This window comes from Photobacterium sp. GSS17 (assembly GCF_028621875.1).
GTDB classification, from domain to species: domain Bacteria; phylum Pseudomonadota; class Gammaproteobacteria; order Enterobacterales; family Vibrionaceae; genus Photobacterium; species Photobacterium ganghwense.
Window position 1 is genome coordinate 2,319,335 of sequence record NZ_CP117517.1, and the last position, 15,072, is coordinate 2,334,406.

Annotated in this window: 11 protein-coding genes; 4 read left to right on the forward strand and 7 right to left on the reverse strand. The window is 52.4% G+C overall.

Annotation, left to right across the window (positions count from 1 at the left end):
- Positions 1 to 3 precede the first annotated feature (3 nt).
- The 6 genes from PGW97_RS10355 to PGW97_RS10380 all read right to left on the reverse strand — a co-directional run bounded on the left by PGW97_RS10355 (position 4) and on the right by PGW97_RS10380 (position 9,317).
- Positions 4 to 1,953 (reverse strand): HAMP domain-containing methyl-accepting chemotaxis protein, encoded by a 1,950-nt coding sequence (locus PGW97_RS10355; protein WP_217392767.1) that lies wholly within the window; start codon positions 1,951 to 1,953, stop codon positions 4 to 6.
- A gap of 455 nt (positions 1,954 to 2,408) precedes the next feature.
- Positions 2,409 to 4,847, reverse strand: coding sequence for a zinc/cadmium/mercury/lead-transporting ATPase (locus PGW97_RS10360; RefSeq protein WP_273857269.1), 2,439 nt, complete (start codon positions 4,845 to 4,847; stop codon positions 2,409 to 2,411).
- A 125-nt stretch (positions 4,848 to 4,972) separates the two neighbouring features.
- Entirely contained in the window at positions 4,973 to 5,446 is a 474-nt protein-coding gene (locus tag PGW97_RS10365) for a response regulator (RefSeq protein ID WP_273857270.1), read from the reverse strand.
- Positions 5,447 to 5,460: 14 nt separating this feature from the next.
- A complete protein-coding gene (locus PGW97_RS10370; protein ID WP_273857271.1) occupies positions 5,461 to 6,876 on the reverse strand; it encodes an SLC13 family permease in 1,416 nt (471 codons plus the stop codon).
- A 421-nt stretch (positions 6,877 to 7,297) separates the two neighbouring features.
- Positions 7,298 to 7,714, reverse strand: coding sequence for a CBS domain-containing protein (locus tag PGW97_RS10375; RefSeq protein WP_047883418.1), 417 nt, complete (start codon positions 7,712 to 7,714; stop codon positions 7,298 to 7,300).
- Positions 7,715 to 8,015: 301 nt separating this feature from the next.
- Positions 8,016 to 9,317 carry a DUF945 family protein gene (locus PGW97_RS10380; protein ID WP_273857272.1) on the reverse strand — a complete coding sequence of 434 codons (1,302 nt, stop codon included), beginning with the start codon at positions 9,315 to 9,317 and terminating at the stop codon, positions 8,016 to 8,018.
- 205 nt (positions 9,318 to 9,522) lie between these two features.
- Between PGW97_RS10380 and PGW97_RS10385 the strand changes: the two genes are divergently transcribed.
- From PGW97_RS10385 to PGW97_RS10400, 4 genes are all read left to right on the forward strand, one after another.
- A complete protein-coding gene (locus PGW97_RS10385; RefSeq protein ID WP_273857273.1) occupies positions 9,523 to 11,511 on the forward strand; it encodes an ATP-binding protein in 1,989 nt (662 codons plus the stop codon).
- Positions 11,508 to 12,008: a response regulator gene (locus tag PGW97_RS10390; protein ID WP_047883415.1), complete on the forward strand. Its 501-nt coding sequence runs from the start codon at positions 11,508 to 11,510 to the stop codon at positions 12,006 to 12,008. The genes PGW97_RS10385 and PGW97_RS10390 overlap by 4 nt, the downstream gene beginning before the upstream one ends.
- Positions 12,009 to 12,134: 126 nt before the next feature.
- Positions 12,135 to 13,124, forward strand: coding sequence for a 2-hydroxyacid dehydrogenase (locus tag PGW97_RS10395; RefSeq protein WP_273857274.1), 990 nt, complete (start codon positions 12,135 to 12,137; stop codon positions 13,122 to 13,124).
- Positions 13,125 to 13,361: 237 nt separating this feature from the next.
- A complete protein-coding gene (locus PGW97_RS10400) occupies positions 13,362 to 13,910 on the forward strand; it encodes a hypothetical protein (RefSeq protein WP_047883413.1) in 549 nt (182 codons plus the stop codon).
- 226 nt (positions 13,911 to 14,136) lie between these two features.
- Here the strand turns inward: PGW97_RS10400 and dsdC are convergent, their stop codons facing one another.
- Complete coding sequence (gene dsdC / locus PGW97_RS10405) at positions 14,137 to 15,039, reverse strand: DNA-binding transcriptional regulator DsdC (RefSeq protein ID WP_217392760.1); 903 nt, start codon at positions 15,037 to 15,039, stop codon at positions 14,137 to 14,139.
- Between the last annotated feature and the right edge of the window lie 33 nt (positions 15,040 to 15,072).

The following is a 15,072-nucleotide window of genomic DNA, read 5'->3' on the forward strand; positions in this document are numbered from 1 at the left end:
CCCTTAAACCTTGAACTGGGTCACCATCCCTTTCAATTGCTCTGCCAGCTGCGCAATCTCACTGGTCGCATTCTGACTCTGAGTGGCAGCAACGGCATTCTCCTCTGCAATCCGTCGTACCGACACCACATTTTGGTTGATACTTTCAGCCACCGAACTTTGCTCTTCTGCTGCACTGGCAATTTGCATGTTCATATCATTAATCACACTCACCGCATGAGTAATGGCTTTCAGCGCAGCTCCGGTATCGGCGGCCTGTCCCACGCTGGCAACCGCTTGATCCTTGCCGTGGTTCATCACGGTTACCGCACTTTTCACACCAGACTGAAGCTGTTCAATCAGCGTCTGAATCTCCTCGGTAGATGACTGGGTACGCTGTGCCAGCGAGCGGACTTCATCAGCCACAACAGCGAAACCACGTCCCTGCTCACCGGCTCGTGCGGCTTCAATGGCAGCATTCAGAGCCAGCAGGTTGGTCTGTTCGGCAATTTCCCGAATCACGTTGAGGATCCGGCCAATATTCATGGTCTCTTTCTCGACCTCATGAAGCTTCGCTGAGCAATCCATCACCTGATCAGAGAGCTGATTAATCGACTGAATCGTCTCTTCGACCACCTTCCCACCGACAGTGGCTTCGCGGTCTGCCTGATCGGCCGCTTCCGCCGCCCGTGCCGCATTATCGGCAACGTCATGAACAGTCACGGTCATTTCGTTCATCGCCGTCGCAACCAGTTCCGTCTCCTTTTCCTGCTCTTCAATGCCGTGATTAGACTGCGCTGCAGTCACGGCCAGCTCTTCGGCCGCAGACGCCAGCTCAATACTGGCTGCAGAGATTGTGGTGATCATATTGCGCAGATTCGTGGCGGTATGTTGCACCGCGTCCAGCAACTGGCCGGTTTCATCCTTGCTGTGGTTGTCAATCACCAGCGTCAGATCCCCTTCCGACAACTGGTTCGCCGCCTGCACCGCGCGCCGGATAGGCCCGGTAATCGCCTTGGTGAGGATATATGCAGCCACCGCCCCCGCAATCACCGCCGCCACAGAGAGAATCACGTTCATGGTAATTCGACGGCTGGTCACTGCCACCAACTGTGGCCCGAGCTGATCCTGATCATTTATCACCGACATTTTCACGGCATCCAGATCGGAAGCAATCGCTGGTCCAATTTTATTCAGACTTTCGTAGATCAGGGTATTGCGCGCGTTGATATCGCTATAAATGGTACTCAGGCTGTCCAGATAATCGCGATGAGCGGTGTGAAACTGGCCCAGCAACCCTTTGCGCACTGGATTCACCACCAGCTGATTAAGACGATTCAAAGGTTCGCTGATCGAAGTGTCCAGCGTTGAACGCGCCATATTAAAATCGGTCTGAAGTCCGGTGTGCAGAAAATCAGTGATATAAAGCCGCCCGGTTTGCAGTACTTCCTGCACTTTAGTGGCAAAGAAAAAGGTCTGGTAATCATTGTCCTGATACGCTGAGTGGGCAATTGATGCCATCGTGCTGAACAGAGTGTCGTAGAGTGGCTCCAGCTTATCTTTACGGACCTGATTGCTCCGTTGGGTCAGCGCTGCCATTTCCTCAAACGACTGATTGTATTCCTTCAAACTATCATCAATTTGAGTGAGCAACGCTGAACGTTCCGGATCATGAACCGACTGACGGGTTTCAGCCATTAAGGTATTCACTTTATCCAGATAACGGGTGAATTGCCGCAGATCTTCATCACGCTGGCTCAACAGGTAGTCTTTGACGTTCATCCTTACCATCAGCATGTTGGCTTCCAGACGTCCGGTCAGATTACTGTCGCGTGCCAGCTCCCGGTAAGAGCCAATCCCCTGCTCGGTATCACGCAGCGCCATGATACTGATGGTCAGGATCACAGACAGCAGACCCAATACAACGGCAAAGCCAATTCCGATTTTCCATCCCAGTTTTAAGTCTCTGACCATAGTGTCCCCCCAACTCCCTCTGTTTTGGCGTGCTCAATTTGTCCCGATCTGTATTAGATATCCTGTATTGAATACAGTGGCGGCAGCGATGTACTCATTTCGCCCCTTCGACATCAATGCCCGACTAAATATATGTTGATGTCAGCTCTTATTGGCAATCACTATGATCAGTTATAGCAAGAAACAGGATGCATATTATTTTTTGTTTCGGATGATTGATAGCGGTCATTATTTAACCACTACTTTTTCAACCAACCGTAAACAGCGTCTTCTCCGCCAACCTCTGGCATGCCAATGCCGAGCCCGCATCATGGGTATTCCCCCACGCCATACAGAAAATCAGTCAGATAAAAAAAGGACACTGTTCGAATAACAGTGTCCTTTGATGATGTAAGAGAGAGGGTCAATTTGCAGGGTGAATACTGTCTGGGGACGGCATTCACCCCGGGGAACCCCTACGATTTAAACTTCAGTAACCGAAGCGCGTTAAGCGTCACCAGCGCGGTAGCGCCACTGTCCGCCAGCACAGCCAGCCATAAGCCGGTCATGCCCAGCAGGGTTGTCACCAGAAAGATCCCCTTAAGCCCCAGAGCTAACGTAATATTCTGGCGAATGTTCGCCAACGTAGCCTGCGACAGGGCAATCATAACCGGTAGTTCCGCCACCCGGTTATGGGTCAGCGCCGCATCAGCCGTTTCCAGCGCGACATCACTCCCGCTGCCCATGGCAATTCCGATTGATGCGGTTTTCATTGCCGGCGCGTCATTAATGCCATCACCAACCATTGCGATCCGGGTATGCTGACTGACCTGCTCGATTTCCTTCACTTTATCTTCCGGCAGCAATCCAGCCCGGTATTCAATGCCGATTTCACGGGCGATCGCAGCGGCAGCGCGAGGGTTATCGCCAGTCAGCATCACCGTGCGGATCCCCATTCCATGCAGCGCTTCAATGGCTGCTGCACTGTCCTGCCGCAGTGTGTCGCGCCAGGCTATCAGCCCGACCGGCTGCTGATTACGGAGCACGACGACCAGCGTTTTCCCTTCGTCTTCGAGAGCGAAAATCTGATCAGCCTGCGGCTTGGTCAGACTGACTGTCTCTGGTAACCGATTGGCCGCAGACAACATCAGTAGTTCACCGTCAATCTCCCCCTGAATACCGCGACCCGGCAGGGCTTTTCGGTGGGCAGCTTCCTGAACCGCTAAGCCACGCGCTTCTGCGGCCGTGATAACCGCTTTGGCTAACGGGTGTGCCGAGCCGACTTCAATGGCCGCGGCCTGACGCAGTAGCCGATCTTCATCGCCGTCCCAACTGACAATATCGGTTACCGCAGGTTTCCCTTCGGTCAGGGTGCCGGTTTTATCAAAGGCCACGGTTTGAATCCGGCCTAACTGCTCAAGAGCCGCGCCACCTTTAATCAGGGCACCACGACGGGTGGCGGCAGCCAAACCAGACGTAACGGCCGCCGGAATAGAGATCACCAACGCGCAAGGACAGGCAATTAACAGTAATGTGAGCCCTTTATACAGCCAGGCTTCCCAGCTTTGCGCAAAAAACAGCGGCGGAATAACCACAACCAGCGTCGCCAACACAATCATGGCAGGGGTATACCAGCGGCTGAAGCGATCAACAAAGCGTTCCAGCGGAGCTTTGCGAGATTCCGCCTCTTCAATTAGGTGCAAAATGCGGTCAATGGCATTTTCCCCTTGCCGCGAGACCACTTTCAGCCGTACTACACTGTCAGCTGCCAACGCCCCCGCCATCACGGTTTCTCCCGGGTTGCGTTCAACCGGCACCGATTCGCCGGTCAGAGCACTTTCGTCAAAACTGGCAGCATGTTCGAGCAGAACAACGTCGGCCGGTAATCGGCCACCCGGTGCGACTTCAATAATATCGCCGGGCTGCAGCGCGCTCGCGGCAACCTGTTCGCGTCGACCATCAGACAACAACCGAGTTGCTTGTTCAGGTACCAGAGCCATCAGCGCTTTAACCCCGCTTCGCGCCTTCGCCGAAGCATAGCCTTCTAGCTGCTCACCAATCATGAACAGCAGCAAAACCATGGCAGCTTCCGCTGTTTCCCCCAGATATAGGGCACCAACAGCCGCAACGCTCATCAGAGTCTCGATGGAAAACGGCGAGCCATTTCTGGCAGAGGAGACAGCCTTGCGCACAATCGGCACGAGCCCCAGCAATGTGGTCGCAGCGAACGCCACCGTACCGGTCATGTCATTGAACTGGCTGAGGATGACAGACAGCAACATCATGCCAGCCAGAGTCAGTACCGGCAGATTCGCTTTGAGCAAACTCTGGCTTTCTGATTCCGACGGGGCATTTTCAGCGTCCAGCAGACTGAAGCCGGTTTCCCGTGTTTTGGCGATAATGTCCTCGGAGAGGCTGGCCGCAACGCGTTCCGAATGACAGCTGACCACCAGTTTTTCTGTCGCAAACATCACTTTGGCCGACGTCACCCCTTCTAACGCGGAGATGGCCTTTTCCAGTTTGCTGGCACAGCTAGGGCAGTCCATGCCATCGACTTTCCAGCTTAACGTAGCGCGGTCGGATGGCGGTTCTGCCGTTACTTGCTCTTCGTCAGCGACAGACTCAGCAGAACAGCAGCCATCCTGACTGCAACAGGAGGATTCGGTATCGGCGGGCGCCGACGTTATGCGATTGACAGCAAGGCCAGCGGGCGGTCTGGGCGCAGGCTCCTCATCGCCGGGGGAATCCCCTTCTTTGATCACCGGATCGGCACCGTTAATTGAGCTGCAACTCGACGAACCACAGCAGCTGCCGCCATCATGCTGGTTATTGGCAACCTGAACCGTTGCCGGGCTGTCCTGCCCTGGATGGGCAGCATGAACGTGCAATTTCTTGTTATTACATTGAGCACACATAAGGCCATTCTCCTTAGTTGATAATGGTTTTCATCTCCATATATCCAACTATAAACCTTAGAGCCAAGTCCAAGGTCAAGCGGAGAATGATTTTCTTTGGCACTTACTGCGATGGGCTGTTTCTGTCAGGTCAGCCGCCGGTAAATCACACTGTTGTCTAAGGCATCCAGCCAGGGCTCATAATCCAGCCCCTTATCGAACAGATACTCAGTTACCAGGCTGCGGGCGCGAGCCAACAATGCTTCTGCCTGCCAGGGTTTCTCAAAATAACTTTCGATACGCGCCTGATTAATAGCTGCGATCGTATCCTGATGCGTAGCCTGCCCGGTCAGCAATACCTTCTTGGTCTGGGCGAACCGGACATCCTGCGACACTTCGGTCAGCAGCTCAACGCCGGTTTTACCTGGCATCACATGGTCCGAAATCAGCAGCGCGACGTACTCTCCGGCAGCATCCAGCTCATCCATCAGGGCCAGGGCTTCATCTGCTGATTCACACCCTTCAACCTGAAAGTACACATCCAGCGGTGACAAATCCTTTAACACCGCGTTCAGCACTTCCCTTTCATCATCCACGCAGATGATATTCAGTTTATCCATAACTCCCCCTCGCATCAGATATGGTCAATCATATGCAACAGCCAAATCATCCCGAAACTCAATATAACCCCGACAACCCCGATAATGACCCCGACTCGTGCCATCTGGTTACTTTCCACATGACCGGTCGCATGTGCCAGCGCATTGGGCGGCGTACTGATAGGCAGTGACATCCCGAGTGAAGCGGCAAACGTCACCACAAGAATCAGGGTGATTTCGCCTCCCAACGGGACGAGCGAGGTCATCGAGGTACCCAGTGCTGCCATGATTGGCATCAGCAGGTTAGCCGTCGCGGTATGTGACATAAAGTTCGCCATCAGCAGGCACAGCACCGCTGAACCGACCAGCACCACATATGGCGAGAATTGATCAAACGGGATGCTGTGTACCATCAGTCTGGCAAGGCCGGTCTGATCCAGCGCCAGCCCTAATGCAATCCCCCCGGACACCAGCCACAGCACATCCCAGGAAATTTTCTTGAGATCCTCTTTGTTGATGATTCCGGTCAGGGAGAAAATCGCCACCGGGATCAGCGCGACAGTATACGAGTTCATGCCATGTGCCGATCCCATCAGCCACAACATAATTGTCAACCCGAAGGTCAGGTAAACCGTGATTGCCTTAGGGGTTTTCAGGAAGGTACCTTTAATCGTAAGTTCAATTTTGTCCTGCTCGGCCGGATACATGGCGTTAATCAGTCCCCAGGCGAACACCAGCAGGACGGCAACGAACGGCACCCCGAAGAACATCCATTCGCCGAACGTAATCATGTTCTCGCCGGTCAGGTACTTCAGGGCAATCGCATTAGGCGGTGTGCCAATTGGCGTACCGATACCGCCGATGTTGGCCGCCACCGGAATACACAGAGCAAAAGCAATTTTGCCCGGGTCCTTAGGACCAAACAGGGCAATCACCGGCGCCAGAATCGACAGCATCATTGCCGTGGTCGCGGTATTGGACATGAACATCGAAAACACGGCGGTGATCATCATCAGGCCAAACATGACAAATTTGGGCTGAGTACCGAAAGGCTTCAGCAGCACCCGGGCAAGGTTGACGTCAAGCCGGTATTTGGTGGCCGCCATGGCCAGAAAAAATCCGCCCAGAAACAACATAATGATCGGGCTGGCGAACGTCGCCATAATGTCACTGTAATTGAGCAGTTCCCCAAACTGCGGGCTGCCCTCATCAAGGCGGAACAGATACAGTCCCTTGTCTGACAGCAGCAAAAGTTCCAGCACAATAATCACCACGGAGGTGGCATAAATAGGAATAGGCTCCAGAACCCAGCACAGCGCCGCCAGCAGAAAGATCGCAATCACCCGCTGCTGAATCACCGTCAGCCCTTCAACCGGAAAAGCCGAAGCCGGCAGCAATAACACAATCAGGGGTATCAAAACAGGCAGCAGGTACCGCATAGAAAAACGCATAGTGGCAACAATCCCTTAAGACTCAATAACAAGCACCAACAAATCCAATCCGGTAAAGTAGTGTCGTAAGCAAACGTTACCGGTGCCAGGCTCTCAGACATTCATTCGACTGAGACGCGTCGACGGAGGCCATAAATCAACCGCACCTTGTCAGATGGAAGGGGTTTGTTCCCGGCGTTAGATCAAGAAACCAGTGAAGTCACAGGACTTTAACGTAAATCTGTGAGGCAGGTTTGAGGAACCTTGTGGCTGTTACTATCAAGCACATGATAAGTAACAGGAAAGTGCTGTTATCTGTGGTGCTTCTCGTCAAAGAAATGACCGCTCAACGGATAAAATAAAGCCAACCTATTCAGGCTGGCCTGGAGAGAAGCGTAATCGCGAAATGGGAAAGGTGTCCCTACACGAGTTCAAAACCGGACTACACCGGATGTTTAAAGCAATCCCCGATTTGGTTACTGATTGCGGTCAAAACGTCACGGCGGGTAATTACACCGATTAACTGGTTCCGCTCCACAACCGGATAAATCTTAGGCTTCTGACCGGCCATTGTTTCCGCCAGCTCAATAATGGAGTCATCCGGAGAAACCGTCAGCACATCAGGTCTCATGCACTCTTCCACGGTGTGGGTATCCTGACAGTAGTACCCGACTTTCAGCAATTTGTGGATCATGTCCTGCTCAGACAAAAATCCCACCACTCTGCGGTTCTCATCCACCACCGGGCCACCGATTTGCTTGGACGTCAGCAATTTATCTAAGGCCTTGGCAAGTGACATCTTAGGCTCAAATGTCACCGGGCGCATATTCATGTAATCTTTCACTTTCAATGATTCCATGCATCCCCCTATAACCTATCTTTTTCATTCTGAAACCGGCGCGATGATGATTTCCGGCCGTCTTCAAATCATTATTGTCACTATGGTGGCTCCTCTGTGAGAGCACCTCCTTTTGATATAAGTGTCGTCTATTTCGTTGACATTACTAAATAGAAAATACCGATTTCAGTAATCGTTACCTTCTATGACATAAAAACGACATCAAAAAGACACAAAAAAAACCGCCCCTGAGGACGGCTTTGAAAGAGCCCGTTTTTAATGCCGATTTTGAGGCAAGAACGAGGGATTTACATGCTTTACATTACATGAATAGCATAAACAACATAGCCAGTGGCAACTGATCGCCGGATGCCAGAATGATCTTGTCACCATCAATCTTCATATTAAGCAGATAGTGGGTCTCGTTACGCTCAACGATGCTACTTTGCTCCATCATAGTGGCACGCTCGCTCAGTACCGGGTCAGCCTCAACCAACTCAACCGGCAGGCTAAGCTGAATGTCACCTGTGACATTCTCGGCGATACGCGCCATGTTTTCAGAAGCGCGCTCCAGCCCCGGGGAAACCGTCAGGCTCAGGTGGCTTTTGACGCTGCCCTGCGGTGTCATCACACTCAGGTCGCTGATGGAAAACGTCAGACCTTTAGCCACCAGCTCATCCAGTGCTTCTGCAGCTTCACGTACCTGCTCTTCCGTCATCTGCTGCTCAAAACGTTCAGACAACTCTCCCAGACGGCTGATCGCCGGATAATCCAGCCCAGCGAAAGACAACTGGAAATTAAAGTCTTTATATTGCTCGCCATCCAGCGAAGTCAGGTTCCCCACCGTCACCTGATTGGTGTTGGTCAGGATCGGAGACGCGTTTTTTTCTGCAGGTTCAGACAGAACGTTATTCATGTCGATGGAAATACGGTTGATATCGACGCTTTTCTCTGCCGACAGGTCTTTAAAGCTGACGCTGTTCAGGCTGAGATTCTGGCTGCCGATCCAGAACTGGCGGTCCAGACGGCCTTTCCCGCTGCCTTCCAGGCCTTCAAGCTGCATCTCTTCGCTGGCTACCGTCGTCAGGCTCGCCGTCGGCAGTTTGTAATAAAATTCGCCGGCCCCATCAGCATTTACGCTACCAGTCATCACAAACGCCGCAACATCGGCACGGTTGCCATTGAGGTTATCCACTTTGATCGGATTCATGGTGAACGTAAAGTCGGTTGAGCGAGTAATCGCGGTCTGGGTGGTAAATGTAACCGGAATCGCATTCTCTCCCCACAGCTGTTTGATCACCGGTTTAATGTCATCGTTGACCATCAGTTCGCTGGTTGAGCTGATACCCGTCACGCCATGGCTGACGTGATGTTTAAAGTACCATTCCGTCGGCAGCCCTTCATCTTCAAAAATGGCTTTCAGCTCATCTTTGAACACCACTTTCGACACCACTTCCGACGTCAGGTAGCCACGGTCATAGCTGTCATTGGTGACGGTCAGGTACGGGTTGTCGTACTGACCAAGTGTATCGAGGTAGATTCGTTCACCAATCTGACCCGTCGCCAGCGGCCAACAAAGCACCAGTGCCACCGCACCGCCTACCGCACCAATTTTCTTCAACATTGTATTTGGATTCCCAGTAACCAAGAGTCGAAAACTGAGTCTAACACAGCCGTGTGAACAGTCTATTTATCGATGGCTAATCATTAACTTAACTGAGACCTTCATACACTTACCGGTCAGTTTGCAATCGGCTTCTCAGTCTCAGTGCCGGGTTTCCGGTACACTTAACCACACGTCAGGGTGACGCAGTGTAAAGGACAAACGGGTGAATAATTTTGCAATTGTGTGCCTCGATGACGATCCGCGCATCGTCGAACGTCTGAATCAGGAACTGACCGGCTTTGCGGATCTCTTCGATATTTTCAATGCCTACAGCCTGAATGAAGCCCACGAGGTACTCAGAGACATTGATCAGGGCGGACAGCGGGTTGCGATGGTGATCTGCGATAACGATCTGGGTGCCGATAAAGGCGTCGATTTCCTGATCGCTCTTGCCCAGTACCCGGCCAGCCAGCAGGCTCGCTCCGTGCTGCTCAACGACAAACCGCAGCTGGACGTCATCATGCAGGCCGTCAATGAAGGACGGCTGCACTATTGCCTGAATAAACCCTGGAGCCAGCAGGAATTACGCCAGGTGCTGATCAAAGAACTGACCAGTTTTATTCTCAAACATCCGGATGAAGACTGGCTGCGCTACAGCCAGGTGCTGGATCACCGACGTATTCTGAACGCGCACATCGAACGGCAGATGAATCGGTTCCGCTCCGGCTTTATTCAGGATACCAGCACCCTGGACGATGCCAGCCTGGCCAAGCAGGTGTCTGACGCCCTGCACGAATTTTTTGCCGGTAATGATGAAGACCGTGCCCGCCGCACTTATAGCGAGCACCATCTGCTGACCCAGGAAGGTGAGCACAACCGTTTTCTGTGGTTCATTACCGAAGGGGAAGTTGCCCTGTACAAAAAAGACGAACACGGTTGCCGCCATGAGGTGGTTCGGGTGGGTCCCGGCCATCTGGTCGGCGGTATGTCTTTCGTGACCGGGGAAAACTCCTTCTCAACCGGGGTCACACTGTGCCAGACGTCGGTGATCAAACTCGACCGTAATCTCTTCAACAAGGTCATGCACTCACGCAGTGAGTTACTGCCGCTGTTTACCAACCTGCTGTTAAGGAACTTCAACCGACGCCTGCAAGGCAGCATCAAAACCGAGCTACGCTTACAACAGACCCTGAAGTCGCTCGATGAAGCCTATCACCAACTGATTGAGAAAGAAAAAATGGCCATGCTGGGACAGCTGGTTGCTGGTGTGGCCCATGAGCTGAATAACCCGGTGTCCGCCATTCTGCGTGGCAGCGATACGTTAAAACAGACCATCGGTAAACTAACCCACACCTCGCTCAGCGAAATTAACCAGGAGCGCGGGCACATCATCATGCAGCGCGCCATGCAGTCCCGCCCTCTGTCGACCTCAGAAACCCGCCAGCGGGCCAAAGATCTGGAACCGGCAGTCGGCGATCGCCAGCTGGCTCGTAAAGCGGTGCAAATGGGCATTGACGACGCTGACCATCTCAACCAGTGGTTGCTTCCGCAAAAAGGCGATTTAGCCATGGTCATGGGCGAGTGGGAACACTATTACCAGATGGGCAACTTCCTGCGCTCTATCAATGTCTGTGCCCAACGAATTGCGGATTTGGTGAAAAGCCTTAAAAGCTATGCCCGCCAGGATGATGAGACCCTGCATTCGGTAGACATCCATGAAGGGCTGGAAGATACCCTGGTCATCTTCGAAAACAAGCTGAAACGCCATACGCTCATCAAAGAATACGCCCAGTTGCCGCCACTGACCTGCCAACCCATTGCCTTGCAACAGGTCTGGACGAACCTGATTTCCAATGCGCTGGATGCCATTACCGAGCCCGGCGAAATTCGGGTGATCACGCGGCTGAGCCAGCCGTTCGCAAGCGAGAATCCAAACGCCCCCGGTGCTGCACAACCTGAGCAGGCTGCCATTGAGGTTGTGATCGAAGACAATGGCAAAGGAATTCCCCCTGAAGAGCAACAAAAGATTTTTGAACTCAATTACACCACCAAGCGCGAAGGCAACTTTGGTCTTGGGATTGGCCTGTCGGTGTGCCAGCAAATCATCCACCAGCACAACGGCACCATCCGGGTTGAATCGGAGCCGGGCCACTACACACGGATGATCGTCACGTTACCTTTAGAGGATGTCACTAAGAAGGAGGCCTCATGAACAAATATCTGATCCTTTGCGTGGATGATGAGCGGGAAGTGCTCGACAGCGTACTCCATGACCTGAGCGATCTTGAAGACCACTTTGTGCTTGAGGCTGCCGAATCGGTCGATGAAGCCAAAGAAGTGATCGCCGAGTCGATCGCGGATCATATCCCGCTGGCGCTGATCCTATGTGATCACATCATGCCCGGCGAAACCGGTATCGATTTCCTGATTGAGCTCACCCACCAGGAAGAAAACAATGACGCCCGCAAAGTTCTGCTGACCGGTCAGGCAGGGCTGGAAGAAACCGTGCAGGCGGTCAACAATGCCAGCCTGGATTACTACATTGCCAAACCGTGGAACGGGGATGCCCTGAAGCAGGTGGTTATTGATCAGCTGACTACCTATGTCATTGAGCATGAAAAAGATTTAATGCCCTGGATTCAAGTGCTGGACACTCAGCGGGTGATGCAGGCACTCAGCGATCGCAGGCTCTCCTTGTCCGATAACTGATTGGTTATTATTTGTCATACCATTACTTTGCGAGGCACTATAATAGTGTTATCTTGATCACAGAAAGTATCTCAGATAACACACTGCCAGACGATGAATCAGGCAGGTAACCTCAAAAGGTGATCGATGAAAGTTGCAGTTTTCAGCGCCAAGAAATACGACCAGAAATCCTTTGACCAGATTAACCAGCATTTTGGTCATACACTGGATTACTACGATTTTCACCTGACGGAACAAACCGCGCGGATCGCACATGGCTATGATGCGGTCTGTGCCTTCGTGAATGATGATCTCAGTCGTCCGGTGCTGGAGTCGCTGGCATCAGAAAACGTCCGTCTGATTGCAATGCGTTGTGCTGGCTATGACAAAGTCGATCTGGCTGCCGCCAAGGAACTTGGGCTTCAGGTCGTACGTGTGCCGGCCTATTCTCCGGAAGCCATTGCCGAGCACGCCGTTGGCCTGATGCTTTGCCTGAACCGCCGTATTCACCGCGCTTACCTGCGTACCCGTGATGCGAACTTCTCCCTGGAAGGGCTGACCGGATTCAATTTCCACGGGAAAACCGTCGGTGTAATTGGCACAGGGAAAATCGGGATCGCCACCATCCGTATTCTGAACGGCCTGGGAATGAAAGTACTGGCTTACGACCCGTTTGAAAATCCGGCCGCGATTGAGTTGGGTGTCACTTACACCACGCTGGATGATATCTATCAGCAGGCAGATGTTATTACCCTGCACTGCCCGATGACCAAAGACAATTACCACATGCTTGATGCTACAGCGTTCGAGAAAATGCGTGATGGCGTCATGATCATCAACACCAGCCGGGGCGAGCTGATCAACTCCAAAGATGCCATTGACGCGCTGAAAGAAAGCAAGATTGGGGCGTTGGGTGTCGATGTATACGAAAACGAAAAAGATCTGTTCTTCGAAGACAAGTCAAACGACGTGATTCAGGATGACGTGTTCCGTCGTTTGTCGGCCTGCCACAATGTGCTGTTTACCGGCCATCAGGCATTCCTCACCGATGAAGCCCTGACAAATATCGCCGAGTCAACGCTGAGCAGCATCAAGAAATTTGAAGAAGGTGATCGCTCAGGCAATGAGCTGATTTAACGACTGCATCTGCCAACTCTCGGCATGATTCGGGGCAGAGTGATCAGGTCGCTCTGCCCTTTTTCATCATCGCTGTAACCCGCTGTAGCGACGGCAGGATCACAAAACCAGCACTTCCTTACCCTTTTTGACGTTTTTTGACAGTAAAAAAACAACAGAGTCCGGCAAAAATCTAGGATCGCGCAATGTTGTCCTTTAAAATATGCCAATCACTTTTAGCCCTGCTGGACTAATCACATGCGTAAAATACTACTTGCAACAGGTTTAATCCTGGCTTCTATCTCTACCGCTCAGGCCGAAAACGCGCCATCAATGAGCAATTTCAGCTACGACTATGCGGAAGCCCGCATTGGTGTTGGCCCGCTGACGTACGGCGCTGGCTTCAGCAAGTCCATCCATCCGAACGCGCACATTCTGGGTAGCCTTGATACCGAATTTGACAGCGACTGGGATGCCGCTTTCGGTGTGGGTTTCCACGCGCCTGTTAACAACTGGGCAGACGTTACCGGTGAACTGAAAGCCCGTAACGTGAAAAATAAAGACGAGTTTGACAGCTCCGGCGGCAAAACCGGGATCGAAGTGAACCTCGGTGTACGTCAGTGGCTGGGTCCACAACTTGAAGTTGGCGGCCAGATTGGTCACCTGAACATTGATGATCACGACAAGACCATCGGCAGTGTTTACGGCCGCTTCCACGCCACTGAGCTGTTTTCTATCGGTGTTGCCGGCCGTTTCAATGATGTATACGGCGATCAGGTGCTGGTGACAACGCGCTTTAAGTACTGATTGCCTCACGTACGTATTCTTAAGCATTTGTTAACTAAAGTGCTTGTTAATTTCGTACGACTCGCATGATTTACCCGTTCTCAAACACCCCGGCTCAGTCCGGGGTGTTTTTTGCCCGTTTTTTAACGCGTCTATTTTTTGCCTGTCGCATTCATTCCCCAGATGGCATATACCTAATGCCAGACTTCGTTTGACAGGCCTGAGACGCCGTAATGGCTCACACCGGTTATTTAATTTCTTCCAGCCAGTCGATAAAAGCCTTGATCCGCGGCGAAGTAGCCATTTCTTTACGGCACACCAGATAATAGCTCTGCGGGGAGGTCACCGACAGGGTAAACGGCGCCACCAGCCGACCTGAAGCCAATTGCTCGGTAACAAACGAGGCACGCCCCATCGCCACGCCAATCCCCCGCTCCGCAGCCTGCAGTGCCAAGTCTGCACGATCGAATGTACAACCCGCTTCCGCCAGCGCCACACCATTTTGCTGTGCCCAGTACTGCCATTCATCATTGCGGCCGGCACGGGCCCACGGCGCCGCATCGTGCAACAGCAGGCAAGAGGACAGCTTCGCCGGGTTACCATACAGGCCATGCTCAACCGCATATTCGTGACTGCAGACAGGGATGATGCTTTCATCCATAATTTTACTGACATGCAGTCCCTGATATTTGCCGTTACCGAAATAAATGGCGCAGTCAAACGATTCAGTCTGAAAATCGACCAGCTCATTACGGGTGCGCAGGTGGAAACGAAGCGCCGGGTACTTTTCAACAAATGACTTCAAACGTGGGACCAGCCAGCGCTGGGCGAAGGTCGGCGGAACGGACACATTGAGATCACCGCTTAAATCCAGGGTCTTCAGATCCCGCAGCTCATTCGCAATATCACCGAAATTGTGGGCAACCACTTCTTTGAGCCGTTTACCTTCGTCCGTCAACACCAATTTTCTTGGCTGACGAATAAACAGCTTCACCCCAAGCGTTTCTTCCAGGTTCTTGATTTTGTGGCTGACCGCACTCTGGGTCAGGCACAACAGCTCGGCTGCACGGGTAAAACTCATCTGGTCGGCAGCAATCAGAAAGCAATGCAGTCCTGACAACACCGAACCGGTTAATCGTGGAAGTCGCATAAGTCATTATCACCAAACCATTTGCGCTCCATC

Excerpts from the sequence above, each read along its gene's own strand:
- PGW97_RS10390 (WP_047883415.1), top strand. The coding sequence starts at position 11,508 with ATGAACAAATATCTGATCCTTTGCGTGGATGATGAGCGGGAAGTGCTC.
- PGW97_RS10380 (WP_273857272.1), bottom strand. The coding sequence starts at position 9,317 with ATGTTGAAGAAAATTGGTGCGGTAGGCGGTGCGGTGGCACTGGTGCTT.
- PGW97_RS10400 (WP_047883413.1), top strand. The coding sequence starts at position 13,362 with ATGCGTAAAATACTACTTGCAACAGGTTTAATCCTGGCTTCTATCTCT.
- PGW97_RS10355 (WP_217392767.1), bottom strand. The coding sequence starts at position 1,953 with ATGGTCAGAGACTTAAAACTGGGATGGAAAATCGGAATTGGCTTTGCC.
- dsdC (WP_217392760.1), bottom strand. The coding sequence starts at position 15,039 with ATGCGACTTCCACGATTAACCGGTTCGGTGTTGTCAGGACTGCATTGC.
- PGW97_RS10395 (WP_273857274.1), top strand. The coding sequence starts at position 12,135 with ATGAAAGTTGCAGTTTTCAGCGCCAAGAAATACGACCAGAAATCCTTT.
- PGW97_RS10365 (WP_273857270.1), bottom strand. The coding sequence starts at position 5,446 with ATGGATAAACTGAATATCATCTGCGTGGATGATGAAAGGGAAGTGCTG.
- PGW97_RS10370 (WP_273857271.1), bottom strand. The coding sequence starts at position 6,876 with ATGCGTTTTTCTATGCGGTACCTGCTGCCTGTTTTGATACCCCTGATT.
- PGW97_RS10360 (WP_273857269.1), bottom strand. The coding sequence starts at position 4,847 with ATGTGTGCTCAATGTAATAACAAGAAATTGCACGTTCATGCTGCCCAT.
- PGW97_RS10375 (WP_047883418.1), bottom strand. The coding sequence starts at position 7,714 with ATGGAATCATTGAAAGTGAAAGATTACATGAATATGCGCCCGGTGACA.